Origin of the sequence: Mangrovitalea sediminis, from assembly GCF_002514725.1 — a bacterium.
GTDB classification, from domain to species: domain Bacteria; phylum Pseudomonadota; class Gammaproteobacteria; order Pseudomonadales; family Oleiphilaceae; genus Mangrovitalea; species Mangrovitalea sediminis.
This window is the reverse complement of sequence record NZ_NTLB01000004.1, coordinates 307,361-324,464: the sequence shown is the minus strand read 5'-3', so window position 1 is coordinate 324,464 and position 17,104 is coordinate 307,361. Positions and strand designations below refer to the sequence as shown.

Here is a 17,104-nt window from a genome sequence, read left to right as displayed (position 1 = left end):
GATGAATATAGATTTCCCCCTGATTTTGACCCTGCTGACGCTGGGTACCGGACTGGTATGGTTGGTCGACATCCTGTTTCTGCGGCGGGGGCGGCTGGCGAAGGTCGCTGCCGGGGGGGAGTCCCCAGCGACGGATGAAGAGGAAACTGACGAGCCCTATCTCATTGAGTTGTGCCGATCGTTCTTCCCGATCCTGCTGATAGTCCTGATCCTGCGCTCATTCCTGGTGGAGCCCTTCCAGATTCCGTCGGGCTCGATGCTGCCGACCTTGCAGGTGGGGGATTTTATCCTGGTCAACAAATTCGCCTACGGGGTGCGTCTGCCGGTATTGCGCACCAAGATCCTCAGCGTGGGAGAACCCAAGCGCGGCGATATCATGGTGTTCAAGTATCCGGTCGACGGCAAGACGAATTTCATCAAGCGTGTGATCGGCGTGCCGGGCGATCATATTCGTTATCACAATGAAACCCTCTATATTAATGGTAAGGCGGTGCCCAAGGAGTACATTGCGGACCTGCCACCCTACCGGTTGTTCGAAGAGCATCTGGGCAAGGTAAACCACAAGATGTACCACATCCCCGGAGCCAGTGATCCGCGGGCAGATGGTGAGTGGGTGGTGCCGCCCCATGAATATTTCATGATGGGCGATAATCGCGACAACAGTGACGATAGCCGTTTCTGGGGCTTCGTCCCCGAGCACTTGATTGTGGGCAAGGCGTTTGCCATCTGGATGCATATGAAGGGATGGGAGCTGCCGAGCTTCAGCCGGGATCGACTGCTGAATTAAACAGGGTGTCTGTTGAAAGGCGCTTATCTTGTCGTCAGGACATGTGTGGAGATCTTATGAAGCATCAGCGCGGCGCATCGGTTCTGGGTATGTTGATCATCATGATTGTGTTGGTCTCGGTGGCGACCCTGGCGATCAAGTTGGGGCCGGGTTATATGGATCACTACACCATCGAAAAGTCGATTGTCAGCGTGACCCAGGAAGCCGGTCCCAGCGACCGCACGCCAGATGGCGTCAGAAAGCTCATTAGCCGCCATCTCGATGTGAACGCTATTGATCATTTCGATGCAGACAAGGCGATCAAGATCACGCAGGTGGACAACCAGATCGATATCGATCTCCACTACGAAGTCCGTACCCATATCGTTGGCAATATCGACGCGGTCCAGACCTTTACGAACCACTATGAAATGAGTACGCAGTGACAGGAACCGAACCATCCACGGAGCGACTTCAACGTCGCCTGGGATACACTTTCCGTAATGACGAACTGCTTTTGCTGGCCTTGACCCATCGCAGCTTTGGCGGACGCAATAACGAACGTCTGGAGTTTCTGGGCGACTCCATTCTGAACATGGTCATCGCCGAATATCTCTACCAGCATTTCGGTGCGGCTCGCGAGGGGCAGCTCAGTCGTCTGCGGGCGAGGTTGGTCAAAGGGGTGACGCTGGCGGAACTGGCCCGGGAGTTTGGGCTCGGCGACTATCTGCGATTAGGGTCCGGTGAGTTGAAGAGTGGCGGTTATCGTCGCGATTCCATCCTGGCAGATGCCCTGGAGTCGATTATCGGAGCTATCTATCTGGACAGTGATTTTGCGACATGCCGAGGCCAGGTGCTGGCTTGGTTCAGCGCCCGTCTGGATGCACTCAGTATCGAAGACACCCAGAAGGATCCGAAAACCCGGCTGCAGGAATTTCTGCAGGCGCGTCAGTTACAGTTGCCTCGTTATGAGGTGGTCTCGGTGGAAGGGGAAGCCCACGCCCAGACTTTCCTCGTAGAATGTGTTGTACCCAGCCTGGAAGCATCGACGTCTGGACGGGGTGGCAGTCGGCGCGTGGCTGAACAGCAGGCGGCGCAAGCCGCATTAAGGGCTTTGGGTGTGGAGTCATCGCGATGACGGATCAGCCGGAAAACACTTCAGCCGGGACGAAGTCCCAGTGTGGATACGTGGCCATCGTTGGACGCCCCAACGTGGGCAAGTCCACATTGCTCAACCATATTCTCGGCCAGAAAATCAGTATTACCTCCCGTAAGCCACAAACGACGCAGCACCAGATTATCGGTATCTGGACCGAAGGACCTGTCCAGGCGATCTATGTGGATACGCCGGGGATGCACGATGACGATTCCCGCGCGATCAACCGGCATATGAACCGGGCTGCGACGGCGGCGCTCTCGCATGTCGACGTAGTGGTCTTCGTGGTGGATAAGTTGCAGTGGACCACAGACGACGAGCGTGTGCTGGAAAAACTCAAGCGGGTCACATGTCCAGTCGTTCTGGCTATCAATAAGGTCGATCAGATCGCTGACCGGGACAAGCTGTTGCCCCATATCCAGCACCTGTCGTCGCTGTATAACTTTTCGGATATCGTGCCGTTGTCCGCCCTCAAGGGAAATAACCTGGATCGTCTGACGCAGGTGATCAGCGGCTATCTACCTGAAGGTGTTCACTTTTACGATGAAGACCAGATCACGGATCGTTCGCAACGTTTCCTTGCGGCCGAACTGGTTCGGGAGAAGGTCATGCGGCAGTTGGGGGCAGAGTTGCCCTATTCCGTGGCGGTCGAAATCGAATCCTTCCAGGATAGTGGCAAGAGCCTGCACATTAATGCGTTGATCCTGGTTGAGCGGCAGGGGCAGAAAAAAATCGTGATCGGCGAGGGTGGAGAACGCCTGCGTCAGATTGGGCAGGAGGCTCGGGTCGATATGGAGCGCTTGTTCGACCGTAAAGTGATGCTGCGACTTTGGGTCAAGGTCCGTAAAGGCTGGTCCGATGACGAGCGTGCCCTACGGAGCCTGGGCTTCCACGATAGCTGATGACGGCGATGGCGGGGCAGGTCGATCAGGAGCCGGCTTTTGTCCTGCACCGGCGTGACTTCCGTGAAACCAGCCTGCTGCTGGATGTTTTCACCTTACATCATGGCCGCGTCAGCCTGGTGGCGCGCGGCGCCAATAGACCGAAAAATCCCTGGAAGGCCCAACTGCAACCCTTCCAGGCGTTGCTGGTCGGTTGGCAGGGGCGGTCGGACCTGAAGACCCTGACGGATGCCGAATCGCGTCCCTCCACTGCGCTTTCCGGTACTCGTCGCCTGTATTGCGGCCTGTACCTGAACGAACTTCTCCAGCGCCTGTTGCCTCCCCAGGATTCCTGCCCGGAACTGTTTGCCACATACGCCCAGACCCTGTCTTCGCTTGCGATGGCGGATAACGTCGAAATTCCGTTACGCCGTTTCGAACGGACGTTGATGGATGCCTTGGGTCAGGGCTTTTCCTGGGAGCTTGCCAGCGATTGTGGTGAGCCGGTCCAGTCCGGTAGGGTTTATGGTTTTGACCCTGAGCAGGGGGTTACTGCGCGTCCCGGTGACGGTACACGACTGCAGCATATCTCTGGCGATGTGCTGTTGGCGCTGGCCAATGACGACTATGATGCGCCAGGTGCCCGGAGTGTGGCGAAAAGGGTTATGCGTGTTCTGATCGATCATTTATTGCAGGGCCGGCCGTTACACAGCCGGGAGCTGTTTACGCATTCGCGAGGCGATAACCATGAAAAAGAGGATTCTGCTAGGGGTTAACGTGGATCACGTGGCAACACTGCGTCAGGCGCGGGGAACCCGTTATCCCGATCCGGTTCAGGCGGCCCTGGTGGCGGAAGAGGCTGGCGCCGACGGTATTACCATCCATCCCCGTGAGGACCGCCGTCATATCCAGGAGCGCGATGTCCTGTTGCTAAGGGAATTGCTGAATACCCGCATGAATCTGGAAATGGCGGTCACCGAGGGAATGCTTGAATTTGCAGAGCGTGTGCGCCCCGAATGTTGTTGCCTGGTGCCGGAGAAGCGCGAGGAGCTGACCACCGAGGGTGGCCTGGATGTGGTTTCGCAGGAAGAGAAAGTGCGGCAGGCCTGTGAACGTCTGGCGGCTGTCGGCACCCAGGTGTCGCTGTTCATCGATGCCGAGCGCGAACAAATAGAGGCGGCGGTGCGCTGCGGAGCGCCGGTGATTGAGATCCATACCGGTCACTATGCGGATGCTGCCGATCCCGAGCAGGAGGAAACGGCATTTTTACGGGTTCGGGAGGGCGTCCGTTTCGCACTGGATCAAGGGCTGATCGTGAACGCCGGCCATGGTTTGAATTACCAGAATACGGCCCGGATTGCTGCCATAGAGGGCATCAATGAACTCAATATCGGGCACAGTATCGTGGCACGCGCGCTATTCACAGGCATGAAACAGGCGGTTATGGACATGCGCAAGATCCTGGATGATGCCGTCCTCTTCGGCGCTTGAGCGATTGTCAGGACGGCAAGGCGCTGTCGGCGTTGCGGAACAGTGACTGCCAGTGGGTCTTATCGCACCAATGCTCGACGTGATCGATGGCTTCGAGGAGTTGTTTCGTCAATGCAGCGACATTTTCGTCACTGCGTTTGAGGGCGCTTTCTGTCTCCTCACTGATCTGCCTCAGTTCGGGTACACCGCAGTAACGGGTTGCGCCATGCAGCTTGTGGACATGTTCCAGCAAGGTCGGCCAGTCTTCCTGTTCGAGCAGGTCCGCTATCAGGTTGCGTTCCGCCAATAACTGTTCCAGTAACATGCTGAACAACTCTTCCGCGAGGTCGGCTTTGCCGGCCGCGAGGCGAATGCTCTCCTCGATATCGACACAAGGCGCCTGGCGAGCCCGCGACGAGGGGCGAACCGGCAGGGGCGTTTCGATTCCCGTATCCCGTATATGGCCGGTTTTCTTGCGAAAACCGGTGTAACGTTGGACGATCTCCGTCAGCTTGTCGCTGGAAAGCGGCTTGGTCAGGTAATCGTCAAAGCCGCGACGTAGCAATCGGTCTCGCTCTTCGCTCAGGGCATGCGCCGTTAGCGCGACGATGGGCGTATGGCGCCCGGGTCCGTCCAGCCCCCTTATGCGGCGTGTGGTTTCGATGCCGTCCATGCCGGGCATCTGCACATCCATGAAGACCAGGTCAAAGCGCTGTTGGCGAATCTTGCTGAGGGCCTCGAAGCCGCTGGCGGCACCTTCACTGCGGATATTGAGATCTTCCAGCAAGGTCAGCACCAACTTCAGGTTGGCATCGTTGTCATCCACCGCGAGCACCTTGGGTACGCCTACTGTTTGGTGGTGCTGCGATTCTCCGGTCGTGGCTGGGCCTGTGTCGGTTTGTGGCGTGGTTCCGTGGACCAACTGGAACAGTGCGTCGTAGAGGCGATCCCGGTAAATGGGTTTCACCAGATGGAACGAAGCCATGTCGACCAAACCGACGTCGTGGTGATCCAGGGTCGGTGTCAGCAGGATGACGCGGCAGTCGAGCTCGACCTCCAACTGGTGGAGCAGGTCCCGGTACTGATTGGAATTGAGTAGATGGCGTGTCAGGCCGACCAGGGCGGCGGCATAGCCGTTGTGCTGACTTTGCGCAGCGGCGACCTTGTCCAGCATTTCGGACGGTGTGGCAACACGGGTTACTTCAAGTCCCCACTGACTCAACTGGTGTTCGACGGAGAGACCGGTGGTTTTTTGATGTTCCAGATATATGACACGCTCGCTGCCGATGCCGTCACGGCACTCCGGTAGCCCACCGCCCGGCGCGAGGTCGGTTTTCAGGGTGAACCAGAAGGTCGAGCCTTTACCAAGCTCGCTTTCCAGTCCAATCTCGCCGCCCATTTCCTCGACCAGGCGCTTTGATATTACAAGGCCCAGTCCGGTTCCCCCGAACTGGCGGGCAGTTGACGCATCGCCTTGGGTAAAGGCGTTGAACAGGGACTGCTGCTGGGCGCGCGAGAGGCCCACCCCCGTGTCGGTGACGCTGATACGTATGGTGAGGTGCTCATCGTCGCCTTCGTCATCAAGCATGGCGCGCATGACCACTTCGCCGGTCTGGGTGAACTTGATCGCGTTATTGACCAGATTGGTAATGATTTGTTTGACCCGCAGGGGGTCGCCGACGATGTGGTCGGGTACGTCGCTGTAGACCAGTGGAACGAGGTCCAGGTTCTTGGTATGGGCGGCCGGCGCCAGCATGACCATAACGTCTTCGACGATATCCCTCAGGCGGAACGGGATGCGGTCCAGCACCAGCTTGCCGGCTTCGATCTTGGAGAAGTCGAGGAGGTCGTTGATGATGGTCAACAGAATTTCCGAGGACTTGCGGATCGTATGCAGGTGGTCACGTTGTTGCTGGCTGAGGGGGCTCTTCAGTAGCAGGTCCGTGAAGCCGATGATGCCATTGAGTGGTGTGCGGATCTCGTGGCTCATATTGGCCAGGAACTCCGACTTGATACGACTGGCTTCCAGCGCTTCCTTTCGCGCCAGGTCCAGTTCGATGTTCTGGATTTCGATGGTTTCCAGGGTTTCGCGCAGGTCCTCAGTCGCCTGGTCGACGTTCTGCTGCATCTCCGCATGGGCCTTGCTCAGTTCTTCGGCCATGGCATTGAGGCCGGACTCGAGCTGCACCAGTTCCGGGCCGGCCTGCGTATAGACGCGAGTGTCCAGATGGCCTTCCTTGAGGCGCTGCACGGCATGGGTCAGCTTGAAGATCGGGTCGGTCACCGAGCGGCTCATGCGCATGGCGATCAACAAATTGAAGAGGATGCCGCCCCCAACCAGCAACAGGCTGACGAGCAGGGCACGGTAACGCTCCGTATCGGTGGCGGCATGGGACAGCTCGACGACCGTCCAGCCCAGCGGTGCCTTGCTGGCCGAAGGGGATTGCTGGCGACTGTCCAGATCCATAACGCTGTCGAGCATCAGGTCCTGCAGGCGAACGGGAGATATATAGATGGACGAATCCTCGCCATCCGTTTCTGTCGTGCTCCTGAGCTTGCGCAGCGAGGCCGGGATGGAAATGCCCAGGCGCGGACCGGTGTGCAGCAGTTCCTGTCCAGAGGCATCGAGCAGGGTGATCGATCGGACATCACGTTCGTCCAGCATGGAACTGGCCAGGCCGAATAACAGGTTGCGGTTACCGGTGAACATGCCGTACTCGACGGCTGAGGCCAACTGGCGACTGAGGGAAGCACCGCGCTCATCGAGGAGCTTGGAGATATTGCCGACCCAGCTATGGGTAAAGAACAGCCCCAGCAGGACTGTGGTTGCGATGGTCGGCACCAGGCCAACAACCAAGACTTTCTGGCGAATTCCCCAACGTCGCATCAGTGGCGAATCTCCCGTTCGCAAGGCTTCGGTAAGGCCATGAGGCATTCATCCATAGGCGGGAGTGACGAAAGGTCCCATTGCGCGGTGATGAGAGTCGGTCCCATGCTGTCTTCGATCCGATGGGTCTATTCAGCGGCGCTGGCGGTCGGGCCCGCAATTTGGTGATGTTGCCATTCGCGGGCATTGGCCCGCTGATCAGAGAATCATTATCAATGACTTCTGGCTTCGCTGCCAGCGAAGAAGCTGGAGTTGGGACACAGTTATATCGACAGGTTGGGACTGAGGCAGTGGAAGGCGTATGATAACGCGCCAGAGCGTAGCAGAGTGTACCGCCCTGACCGGCCCTGGAGCGGTCTTATTACCCGCCTGAGTAGTCCGGCGGCAGTGGCCGCGCCGTTGTACTGACGTGATGAGGAGTCAGAGTCGTCATGGATTTCCCTACCATCGAGGATTTTGTGGGAAGCACCCCGCTGGTGCGCCTGCAGCGCCTGCCTGGTAATACGAGTAATACCTTGCTGGCCAAGCTGGAAGGTAACAACCCGGCTGGATCGGTGAAGGATCGGCCTGCCCTGAGCATGATTCGTGAAGCGGAGCGCCGCGGGGAGATTGCTCCAGGGGATACCCTGATTGAGGCCACCAGCGGTAATACCGGGATCGCACTGGCCATGGCGGCAGCCATTAAGGGATACCGCATGGTGCTGATCATGCCGGAGCATATGAGCGAGGAGCGCCGCGCCGCCATGAAGGCCTATGGCGCTGAGATCATTACGGTCTCCCGCGAGTCCGGTATGGAGCAGGCCCGGGATCTGGCGCTGGAGATGCAGGCAAAAGGGGAGGGGAAGGTTCTCGATCAATTCTCCAACCCCGATAATCCGTTGGCACACTATCGCTCCACCGGGCCGGAGATCTGGGAACAGACTCGCGGCCGTATTACCCATTTCGTCAGCTCGATGGGAACGACCGGTACGATCATGGGTGTCTCCCGCTATCTCAAAGAGCGCAATCCGGATATCCAGATCGTCGGCCTGCAGCCTGCGGACCAGGCCTCGATCCCGGGTATCCGTCGCTGGCCCGAGGCTTACCTGCCGAGCATCTTCGATGCGAGCCGAGTCGATCATGTGTATGACATCGGCCAGACCGAAGCCGAAGAGACCATGCGAGCGCTGGCCGAGCGCGAAGGCATTTTCTGCGGTGTTTCCTCCGGCGGAGCTGTTGCCGGTGCGCTGCGTTTATCCCAACAGGTTGAAAATGCTGTGATTGTTGCCATTATCTGCGACCGCGGTGACCGTTACCTGTCCACGGGCGTGTTTTCCTGAATCCGATAACGTAAAAGAACCGAAAGTATCTGATGAGTAGACGTCGCAAGAAGTCGTTGCCGGCTGAGCCGGTGAGCTGTCAAATCGAACGCCTGAGCCACGATGGCCGTGGGCTGGCCCACCAGGAAGGCAAAATACAGTTTATCGACGGGGCGCTCCCTGGCGAGAGGGTGTTGGCGCGTTTCACCGGTTCTCGCCGTCGCTTTGACGAACTGAGGACTGTGGAGGTGATTGAGGCTGTGCCGGAGCGGGTCCCGGCGCCTTGTGCCCATGCCGGGATCTGCGGTGGCTGTAGTCTTCAGCATATGGCGCCCGCTGCACAGATACGGTTCAAGGAAGGGACGCTCCGCGAGCAATTTGCTCATTTCGGAGGCATTCAGCCGGAACAGTGGGTGCCGCCGATGCAGGGCCCGGAACTGGGATACCGGCGCAAGGCCCGTTTGGGCGTGCGCTATGTCCCGAAACGGGACGAGGTGCTGGTGGGCTTCCGTGAGAAGCGCAACAGCTTTATTACCGACATCGAGCAATGTCCGGTGCTGGACCCGCGGGTGGGGACTCACCTTCCGGCCCTGAGGCAGTTGATCCGGGGGCTGACGATCTATCGCGCCATCGCGCAGATCGAGGTCGCGTGTGGCGATGAGGCGGTGGCTCTGGTGTTTCGCCATTTGGAGCCGTTGCAGGACGTCGATACCGAAGCGCTGGTGGCTTTTGGTCAGGCACATGACTTGCAGATCTATCTGCAGCCGGGTGGCCCGGATACGGTGCATCGCCTCTATCCCGACGGCGGTGAAGACCGGTTGTCCTACCGGTTGGAGGACTTCGGGGTGTCCATGTACTTCCACCCGATGGACTTCACTCAGGTGAACGCCGATATCAATCGCCAGATGGTGGCCCAGGCGCTGGATTGGCTCGATCCGCAGCCCAACGAGCGGGTCCTGGACCTGTTCTGTGGCCTGGGTAATTTCACTTTGCCTCTTGCAACGCGTTCTGCAAAGGTAACCGGTGTTGAAGGTGATGAGGCCATGGTGGTGCGAGGGCGGGAGAATGTCGCGGCCAACGGCTTGAATAACGTCACTTTTCATGCGGCCAACCTGCAGGGCGATTTCACCAAGGAATCCTGGGCCAGCGACGGTTTTGACAAGATTTTGATCGATCCTCCGCGCTCAGGCGCCTTGGAGGTCGTACACTATTTATCGGCATTTGGGGCGCGAAGGATCGTTTACGTATCCTGTAACCCGGCGACGCTGGCGAGGGATGCCGGTGTCTTGGTCGCCGCAGGTTACCGCCTGGTCAAGGCCGGCGTTATGGACATGTTTCCGCATACGGCCCATGTCGAGTCCATGGCCTTGTTTGTGAAAGACTGAGAGTTCGCAAAAGCCTGAGTTTGTAAAAGGGCTGATGCCTCCATACCCGTCTTCGGCGGGTATTTCAGCAGGGAGTTTGATCCCCGATGGTCAAGGTTCGTGAAGACTATGTGTTGAATCCGGATGGGAAGGCCGACATCGACCGCTGGATCACACATATCCAGTCCAGTGTGCCGTTGGACGATCCCGCCCAGCTTTATCGGGCCTGCGAGCTCAGCCAGGCCATCGACCAGCAGGCGGTGCGAGAGGATCGCCTCTGGACCGAGGGGGGCAGCAGCTTTCTTACCGGGCTGGAGATGGCGCAGATCCTGGCCGATCTGCATATGGATCAGGCCAGCCTCGTGGCGGCAGTCCTGTACAGATCGGTACGTGAAGAGCGTGTCGAGCTGGCCGTCATTGCGCGGGACTTCGGTGAGGAAATCGCCAAACTCATCGATGGCGTCCAGCAGATGGCGGCAATATCGGCCGTTCATCACCCGCTGAAAGGCAGTGTTCTGGGGCAGACCCAGGGGCAGCTCGACAATGTGCGTCGCATGCTGGTGACGATGATCGACGATGTCCGTGTGGCGTTGATCAAGCTGGCGGAGCGTACCTGCGCCATTCGGGCGGTTAAGGACGCATCGCCGGAAAAGCGCATGCGAGTGGCGCGCGAGGTATTCGACATCTATGCGCCATTGGCTCATCGTCTGGGAATCGGCCATATCAAGTGGGAGCTGGAGGACCTGTCCTTCCGCTATCTCCATGAAACCGCCTACAAGAAAATCGCCAAGCTTCTCGACGAAAAACGCCTGGATCGCGATGCCTACATCCAGCGGGTGCTGGACCGGCTTCGCCATGAGCTGGAACGGGCCGGCATCAAGGCGGATCTGGCGGGGCGGGCGAAACATATTTACAGCATCTGGCGCAAGATGCGTCGCAAGGGCATCGATTTTTCCCAGGTCTACGACATCCGCGCGGTGCGCCTGCTGGTTCCGGAGGTCCGCGACTGTTATGCCGCACTGGGTATTGTGCATTCGCTCTGGCGTCACATTCCCCATGAATTCGATGATTACATCGCCAATCCCAAAGAGAATGGATACCAGTCCCTGCATACAGCCGTGATCGGGCCGGAAGGCAAGATCATGGAGGTGCAGATTCGTACCCAGCGTATGCACGAAGAGGCGGAGTTGGGTGTCTGCGCTCACTGGCGCTATAAGGGAACGGACACCAAGAGCACGTCCATCGGCTACGAAGCCAAGATCAACTGGCTGCGTCAGGTGCTCGAATGGCAGGAAGAACTGGGCGATATGTCGGACCTGGTCGACCACCTCAAATCGGACGTGGCGTCCGACCGGGTCTACGTGTTTACGCCCGAAGGGCATGTGGTGGATCTGCCGCAGGGCGCCACACCGGTGGATTTTGCCTATCGGGTACACACTGAAGTCGGTCATGCCTGCCGGGGGGCCAAGGTTAACGGTCGCATCGTACCCCTGACCTATCCGCTGAAGACCGGCGATCAGGTCTTCGTGTTGCGATCCAATAATCCGGCACCGAGCCGCGACTGGCTCAATCCAAGTCTTGGCTATATCCAGACATCGCGCGCCAGGGCAAAGGTGACGCACTGGTTCAAGATGCAGGACCGGGATCGCAACGTGGCGGATGGCCGCGCGATCCTGGAAGACGAATTCCGGCGTCTGTCGATCAGTGACGTCAACCTGGAAGACTTGGCGCACAAGGTCAATTACAAGAGTGCCGAGGACATGTTCGCCGCCATTGGGGCGGGTGACCTTAAGCCGACCCAGGTGGCGAACTCGGCCCAGCAGATGAGTGAACCGCGGGACAAACAGCTGGCCTTGCAGCTGACCGGGCCGCGATTGCAGGGTTATGCCACAGACTCGGATATCCAGGTCCGCGGTGTCGGCAAGCTGAAGACGGCCGTTGCCCGCTGCTGTAAACCGTTGCCGGGTGATGCCATCGGAGGCTATATCACGGTGGGTCGTGGCGTAACGGTGCACCGGATGGACTGCATCAATTTCCTGCAACTGCAGCAGGCCGAGCCGCATCGCATCATCGAAGTGTCCTGGGGCGGCCGCCCGGAAGCGGTGTATCCGGTGGAAATCGAAATCGAGGCCTATGACCGTTCGGGTCTGTTACGGGATATCACGACGATTGTCGGCAATCAGCGGATCAACGTCGTTGCCCTCAACACGCTTTCTCACCCGGACGACAATACCGCGACCATGACCCTGACGGTGGAGATCAACAGTCTCGAGCAACTGGCGCGGCTGCTGGCCCAGATTCGCCAGCTTCCCAATATCGCGGAAGTGCGCCGCAAGCGAAGTCATTGATGGTTGAGCCGGCCGTTTCGGAAAGCAGGCCGGTGTGGAAATGGGATGAGGAGACAAGGTGGCGGAACGTTACACGCTGGATGACCTGAAGTACCTGATGGCACGTTTAAGGGATCCGTCCGATGGTTGTCCCTGGGATCTCAAACAGGATTACCGAAGTATTGTGCCGCACACGTTGGAAGAGGCCTATGAAGTCGCCGATGCTATTGAACGGGGCGATTATGACAACTTGCGTGGCGAACTGGGTGATCTGCTGTTTCAGGTCATCTTCTACAGCCAGTTGGCGCGGGAAGAGGATCGGTTTGCGTTTGAGGACGTTGTACATGGCATTGTCAGCAAACTGATACGCCGTCACCCTCATGTGTTTCCGGAAGGCACGCTCGAGAGCCGGGTGGACCCTGGCAATCGGCCGGATGATGTGGCCATCAAGGCCAACTGGGAGCGTATCAAGGCCGAGGAGCGTCGCGCTGAAGGGCTAGCTGCGACGGACCAGCCGACCAGTTACCTCGACGGGATAACCGCGGGTTTGCCGGCGATGGCGCGAGCTGAAAAATTGCAGCGGCGCGCTTCCCATCACGGTTTTGACTGGCCGGATATCGAACCTGTATTCGATAAGCTTCAGGAAGAAGTCGAAGAGCTGAAGCAGGCTTGGAAGGCGGTGGCCGAGTCGGAGGGCGACCGGGATGCGCTGGAGGATGAGTTGGGCGATATTCTTTTCGTCTGCGTTAACCTGGCGCGTTTTCTGGGTGTAGAAGCTGACCAGGCCTTGCGTCGAACCAACCGCAAATTCGAACGCCGCTTTCGAAGTATGGAACGACAATTGCGTGAACAAGGGCGAAGTATGGAGTCGCTTCCGCTCGAAAAGCTGGATGAGCTTTGGGATCGCGCCAAGCAGGAGGAGCGGGTCTCAGAGGCTGGTACGAATCGATAGCGTGCCGGCAGGATGATTCCGGCGCCATTTTGGGGCGGGTGATATGGCGGAAAGCGGAGAGTGTCGGGTGAATAGGTACAATCCGTAACCGAAATTTGCCTTGGATTTTGACGGCATCGGCTAGAATTTATCAATAAGGCAGTTGCCATAGAATGCCGTTCGTTCTTGCACCGTTTTTCAGTACCGGGAAGATCCCCGGATGACTGCTGCAAACGTTGCATTATCCCGAGCGAACGGGTTGTTGACGTTATGATGTTTTTAGGAGCATCCCATGAAAATCAAAGAGCTGGTGAGATATTGGGACAAGCATGCGCGAGGTCGACTGACGCGTGACGCCTACAAGGTGTCTTTGTCGGACGACAATCGTCAGCGCTTGGATGCCCTTGCCGAGCTCTATCCAATGAAGTCGCCCGAAGATCTGATTCGCGATCTTGTGTCAGCTGCATTGGATGAACTGGAGACGAGCTTTCCGTATGTGCAGGGTGCTCGTGTCGTTGCGCTGGATGAAGAAGGCGATGAAATCTATGAGGATGCGGGCATTACGCCGCGTTTCGTCGCATTAAGCCAGAAGCACATGCAGTCGCTGAAAGAGCGTCTGATGGGCTCTGCCGCCTAGGACGGGGGTTTTCCCGCTCCAGCGTTGTTGGATAGATGGATAGCGGCTTGCCCATGAGGCGGGCAGCGCGAGTGACGCCGACTGTTTTATCTGGCGGTTATCATGAATGAATAAAGGCGTCCGTTTCGGCGGGGCCAAAAAGAAACCGGTGAGCCTTTAGCAAAAGGGCTCACCGGTTTTTTTATGTCTTTGCCGCAGCAATGAAACGCGGTCTTGTATCTGGCAAATCAGTTATTGCGCGATATTTTCTTGCTGCCTGCAGCTTTGCCCTTGAGGGGACGGGTCTGGGTAATATCGTCAAGCGCCGCGGCAATCATGTCATTGAGGATATCGTTCTCGCTGCGTCCCGGGAAAAGCTCAGACAGCGCCGCAACGCGAGCCGCATCTTCCAACGGCATGCGCAGGTAGTAATCGTTGTTCCGGTCATCCGATTTAGTGTCGGTTTCCCAGTTGTTGACCAGATCAGTAACCTTCATGAGATCTCCTCGCCATCATCGAAAACAGCCGCGCGACCGTTCGGTAACCTGTTGTACAGATCGATAAGAATACCCTGCCTCATTGTGATCGCCAGGGCAATGCCGTTACAGTAAAGTTTAGTCGTATTCCCGCGGCCAGACAGACCCAGTTGAGTAACGGATTGTACGTAGGCTCCATGAGAGAGCCGGCGTTGTGCACAGGAGCGATCATTTCATGACCGAATTGCACCCGGATTTGCGAGAAAACGTCAGATTATTGGGCGATTTGTTAGGGCATAGTATCCGCCAACACCCCGGTCCGGACTGCTTCGATCTGATCGAGCAGATCAGGGCAGCCGCAAAAGCCGACCGTAAACACGAAAGCGGTTCCAGTCAGCGTTTGGCCGAGCTCCTGACGGGGCTTGGCGAGTCTGACCTGCTACCGGTAACGCGGGCGTTCAATCAGTTTCTCAATCTCGCCAACCTGGCAGAGCAATACCACAGTATCCGCCGTAAGCGTGACCACGAGTCGGATCTCGCGGTTGAGCCTCTCGAAGAGGTCTTTCAGCGCCTGATCGCGGGTGGCGTCGATACTGACACACTCTATCGGCAAGTATGCGATCTGCAGATGGAATTCGTTCTGACCGCGCATCCGACGGAAGTGGCGCGGCGGACGCTGATCATGAAGTACGACGAAATTTCCGCCTGTCTGGAACAGCTCGATCACGACGACCTGCTGCCGCAGGAAAGGGACGACGTCGTGGACCGTTTGCGCCAGCTGGTCGCTGAAGCCTGGCATACCGATGAGATTCGTCATGAACGCCCTACGGCGGTCGACGAGGCGAAGTGGGGATTTGCGGTTATCGAAAACAGCCTGTGGGGGGCGTTACCGCGCTTCCTGCGCGATCTGGATCGGGCGCTGGAGAAGGTTACGGGGCGGCGCTTGCCGCGTTCGGTGGCGCCGATCCGTATTGCGTCCTGGATGGGCGGTGACCGTGACGGCAATCCCAATGTGACATCTGACGTTACCCGTACGGTCTTTCATCTGAGTCGCTGGATGGCGGCGGACCTTTACCTGCGGGATATCCAGACACTGCGTGCCGAGCTATCCATGTGGGAAGCGAACGATGCCGTTCGACAGGTCACCGGAGAGGCTCGTGAACCCTATCGCGAGATCCTTGGCCAGCTGCGCCATCGCCTCCTGCGCACTCGGGATTGGGCGGAAGCCTGCGTGCAGAACGATCCGAAAGCAGCACCTCCGGATACGACGGACATCCTGCTGGCCAATCGCGATCTGATCGAGCCATTGACTCTCTGCTACGAATCGCTCGAAGAGTGTGGGCTTGGCGTGATCGCCAATGGCCTGCTGCTGGATACCTTGCGACGGGCTCACAGCTATGGCCTCGAACTGGTGAAGCTGGATGTCCGCCAGGAAGCGGATCGTCACGCGGAAGCCGTCGGCGAGCTGGTGCAGGCGCTGGGTATGGGGGACTACCGCAGTTGGGACGAGTCCGAGAGGCAGGCGTTCCTGTTACGTGAGTTGGGCGGTCGCCGGCCGTTGATCCCTCGTGACTGGCTGCCGTCGGACAATGTCAGGGAAGTGCTGGAGACCTGCCGGGTCGTCGCTGAGCAGCCGCCGGAGGCGCTCGGGTCCTACGTGATATCCATGGCAAGCACACCGTCGGATGTCCTGAGTGTGATATTGCTGTTGCGTGAAGCCGGGATGCATTATCCGATGAGGATCGTGCCTCTTTTCGAAACCCTGGAAGATCTCAGTCATGCGCCGGACAGCATGGCGTCGCTGTTTGCCGTGGAATGGTATCGCGAGTATATCGGCGGCCATCAGGAGGTCATGATCGGCTATTCGGATTCGGCGAAGGATGCCGGGCAGATGATGGCGGCGTGGGCGCAGTACCAGGCCCAGGAGCAATTGACGGATGTTGCTCGTCGTAACGATGTGCAACTGACCCTCTTTCATGGTCGTGGCGGGACCGTCGGCCGGGGCGGCGGTCCCGCCAATCGTGCCATCCTGTCTCAGCCGCCGGGATCGATCGGCAGTCGTTTCCGTATCACCGAGCAGGGCGAGATGATCCGCTTCAAGTTCGGACTCCCGAAAATGGCGGGACAGAGCCTGACCCTGTATACGAGTGCGGTGATCGAGGCGAACCTGGCCCCGCCGCCGTCTCCAGCCCCCCGCTGGCGGGATATGATGGATTGGCTGACGGAGCGTTCCCTGGCGTCATACCGGGGTCTGGTCCGCGGTGAGCCGGATTTCGTCAGTTATTTCCGCCAAGCGACGCCTGAGCAGGAGCTGGGCAAGCTGGCGCTGGGCAGCCGGCCCGCCAAGCGTAAGGCCAGCGGCGGTGTTGAAAGTCTGCGCGCTATCCCCTGGATTTTTGCCTGGACCCAGATGCGGCTGATGCTGCCTTCCTGGCTCGGCAGCGATACCGCTTTACGCGAGGCGGTGGACGCCGGTCACGAAACGCTCCTGCGGGAAATGATGGCGAAATGGCCGTTTTTCCACACGCATGTGGATATGCTGGAAATGGTCCTGGCCAAGGCCGATCTGCGTATCTGTCGCTACTACGAACACCGTTTGGTCGCGCCGGAATTGCATCCCCTGGGTGAAGCGCTGCGTCAACGGCTCGAAGGGTGCATCCAACTGGTTAACCAGCTTAAGGCGCAGGATGAGTTGCTGTCCGAAGATCCGGTATTCGCGCATTCCCTGAAAGTCCGCAACCCCTACACTGATCCGCTGCATTACCTGCAGGCGGAATTGCTGCGGCGGGACCGGGAGTCGTCGGGGCAGGTGCCCGAGCCCGTGGAGCAGGCACTTAAGGTGACCATGGCGGGAATTGCGGCGGGCATGCGCAATACCGGCTAGTGTCCTGTCCGTTTGCGGTAACATTCTGGAACAGTTAATTTGTGATGT

General features: G+C 58.4%; 14 protein-coding genes. 12 read left to right on the top strand and 2 right to left on the bottom strand.

Going from position 1 to position 17,104, the window contains the following annotated elements; translation table 11 throughout:
• Window position 1: 1 nt before the first annotated feature.
• The 6 genes from lepB to pdxJ are packed head-to-tail and all read left to right on the top strand — an operon-like array spanning window position 2 to window position 4,294.
• Complete coding sequence (lepB, locus tag CLR77_RS11360) at window positions 2–787, top strand: signal peptidase I (protein WP_097460763.1); 786 nt, start codon at window positions 2–4, stop codon at window positions 785–787.
• A 56-nt stretch (window positions 788–843) separates the two neighbouring features.
• Window positions 844–1,212 (top strand): DUF4845 domain-containing protein, encoded by a 369-nt coding sequence (locus tag CLR77_RS11355; RefSeq protein WP_158227183.1) that lies wholly within the window; start codon window positions 844–846, stop codon window positions 1,210–1,212.
• Window positions 1,209–1,904 carry a ribonuclease III gene (gene rnc / locus CLR77_RS11350; RefSeq protein WP_097460761.1) on the top strand — a complete coding sequence of 232 codons (696 nt, stop codon included), beginning with the start codon at window positions 1,209–1,211 and terminating at the stop codon, window positions 1,902–1,904. The genes CLR77_RS11355 and rnc overlap by 4 nt, the downstream gene beginning before the upstream one ends.
• Window positions 1,901–2,824 (top strand): GTPase Era, encoded by a 924-nt coding sequence (gene era / locus CLR77_RS11345; RefSeq protein WP_097460760.1) that lies wholly within the window; start codon window positions 1,901–1,903, stop codon window positions 2,822–2,824. The genes rnc and era overlap by 4 nt, the downstream gene beginning before the upstream one ends.
• Complete coding sequence (gene recO / locus CLR77_RS11340; RefSeq protein ID WP_227519885.1) at window positions 2,824–3,579, top strand: DNA repair protein RecO; 756 nt, start codon at window positions 2,824–2,826, stop codon at window positions 3,577–3,579. Before era ends, recO begins: the two co-directional genes overlap by 1 nt.
• Window positions 3,551–4,294, top strand: a complete 744-nt coding sequence (gene pdxJ, locus CLR77_RS11335; RefSeq protein WP_097460759.1) for a pyridoxine 5'-phosphate synthase — start codon at window positions 3,551–3,553, stop codon at window positions 4,292–4,294. Before recO ends, pdxJ begins: the two co-directional genes overlap by 29 nt.
• Before the next feature lie 7 nt (window positions 4,295–4,301).
• On the opposite strand, the gene CLR77_RS11330 is transcribed toward pdxJ, so the two are convergent.
• Window positions 4,302–7,160: a response regulator gene (locus CLR77_RS11330; RefSeq protein ID WP_097460758.1), complete on the bottom strand. Its 2,859-nt coding sequence runs from the start codon at window positions 7,158–7,160 to the stop codon at window positions 4,302–4,304.
• A gap of 431 nt (window positions 7,161–7,591) precedes the next feature.
• Between CLR77_RS11330 and cysM the strand changes: the two genes are divergently transcribed.
• From cysM to CLR77_RS11305, 5 genes are all read left to right on the top strand, one after another.
• Entirely contained in the window at window positions 7,592–8,479 is an 888-nt protein-coding gene (gene cysM / locus CLR77_RS11325) for a cysteine synthase CysM (protein WP_097460757.1), read from the top strand.
• 32 nt (window positions 8,480–8,511) lie between these two features.
• The gene (rlmD, locus tag CLR77_RS11320; RefSeq protein WP_097460756.1) at window positions 8,512–9,843 is read left to right on the top strand and encodes a 23S rRNA (uracil(1939)-C(5))-methyltransferase RlmD; all 1,332 of its coding nucleotides are present in this window, start codon (window positions 8,512–8,514) and stop codon (window positions 9,841–9,843) included.
• 86 nt (window positions 9,844–9,929) lie between these two features.
• Entirely contained in the window at window positions 9,930–12,170 is a 2,241-nt protein-coding gene (gene relA, locus CLR77_RS11315) for a GTP diphosphokinase (protein WP_097460755.1), read from the top strand.
• Between the two features lie 58 nt (window positions 12,171–12,228).
• Entirely contained in the window at window positions 12,229–13,101 is an 873-nt protein-coding gene (mazG, locus tag CLR77_RS11310) for a nucleoside triphosphate pyrophosphohydrolase (RefSeq protein WP_198962742.1), read from the top strand.
• Between the two features lie 271 nt (window positions 13,102–13,372).
• A complete protein-coding gene (locus tag CLR77_RS11305) occupies window positions 13,373–13,717 on the top strand; it encodes a pilin assembly protein (protein ID WP_097460754.1) in 345 nt (114 codons plus the stop codon).
• A 227-nt stretch (window positions 13,718–13,944) separates the two neighbouring features.
• On the opposite strand, the gene CLR77_RS11300 is transcribed toward CLR77_RS11305, so the two are convergent.
• Window positions 13,945–14,193 carry a hypothetical protein gene (locus CLR77_RS11300; protein WP_097460753.1) on the bottom strand — a complete coding sequence of 83 codons (249 nt, stop codon included), beginning with the start codon at window positions 14,191–14,193 and terminating at the stop codon, window positions 13,945–13,947.
• 214 nt (window positions 14,194–14,407) lie between these two features.
• On the opposite strand from CLR77_RS11300, the gene ppc reads away from it, so the two are divergent.
• Window positions 14,408–17,056: a phosphoenolpyruvate carboxylase gene (gene ppc, locus CLR77_RS11295; RefSeq protein ID WP_097460752.1), complete on the top strand. Its 2,649-nt coding sequence runs from the start codon at window positions 14,408–14,410 to the stop codon at window positions 17,054–17,056.
• The last annotated feature ends 48 nt before the right edge of the window (window positions 17,057–17,104 follow it).

Coding starts and splice junctions, on each gene's coding strand:
- CLR77_RS11330 (WP_097460758.1), bottom strand. CDS start 7,160: ATGCGACGTTGGGGAATTCGCCAGAAAGTCTTGGTTGTTGGCCTGGTG.
- relA (WP_097460755.1), top strand. CDS start 9,930: ATGGTCAAGGTTCGTGAAGACTATGTGTTGAATCCGGATGGGAAGGCC.
- lepB (WP_097460763.1), top strand. CDS start 2: ATGAATATAGATTTCCCCCTGATTTTGACCCTGCTGACGCTGGGTACC.
- CLR77_RS11300 (WP_097460753.1), bottom strand. CDS start 14,193: ATGAAGGTTACTGATCTGGTCAACAACTGGGAAACCGACACTAAATCG.
- ppc (WP_097460752.1), top strand. CDS start 14,408: ATGACCGAATTGCACCCGGATTTGCGAGAAAACGTCAGATTATTGGGC.
- recO (WP_227519885.1), top strand. CDS start 2,824: ATGACGGCGATGGCGGGGCAGGTCGATCAGGAGCCGGCTTTTGTCCTG.
- era (WP_097460760.1), top strand. CDS start 1,901: ATGACGGATCAGCCGGAAAACACTTCAGCCGGGACGAAGTCCCAGTGT.
- rlmD (WP_097460756.1), top strand. CDS start 8,512: ATGAGTAGACGTCGCAAGAAGTCGTTGCCGGCTGAGCCGGTGAGCTGT.
- CLR77_RS11305 (WP_097460754.1), top strand. CDS start 13,373: ATGAAAATCAAAGAGCTGGTGAGATATTGGGACAAGCATGCGCGAGGT.
- pdxJ (WP_097460759.1), top strand. CDS start 3,551: ATGAAAAAGAGGATTCTGCTAGGGGTTAACGTGGATCACGTGGCAACA.
- CLR77_RS11355 (WP_158227183.1), top strand. CDS start 844: ATGAAGCATCAGCGCGGCGCATCGGTTCTGGGTATGTTGATCATCATG.
- cysM (WP_097460757.1), top strand. CDS start 7,592: ATGGATTTCCCTACCATCGAGGATTTTGTGGGAAGCACCCCGCTGGTG.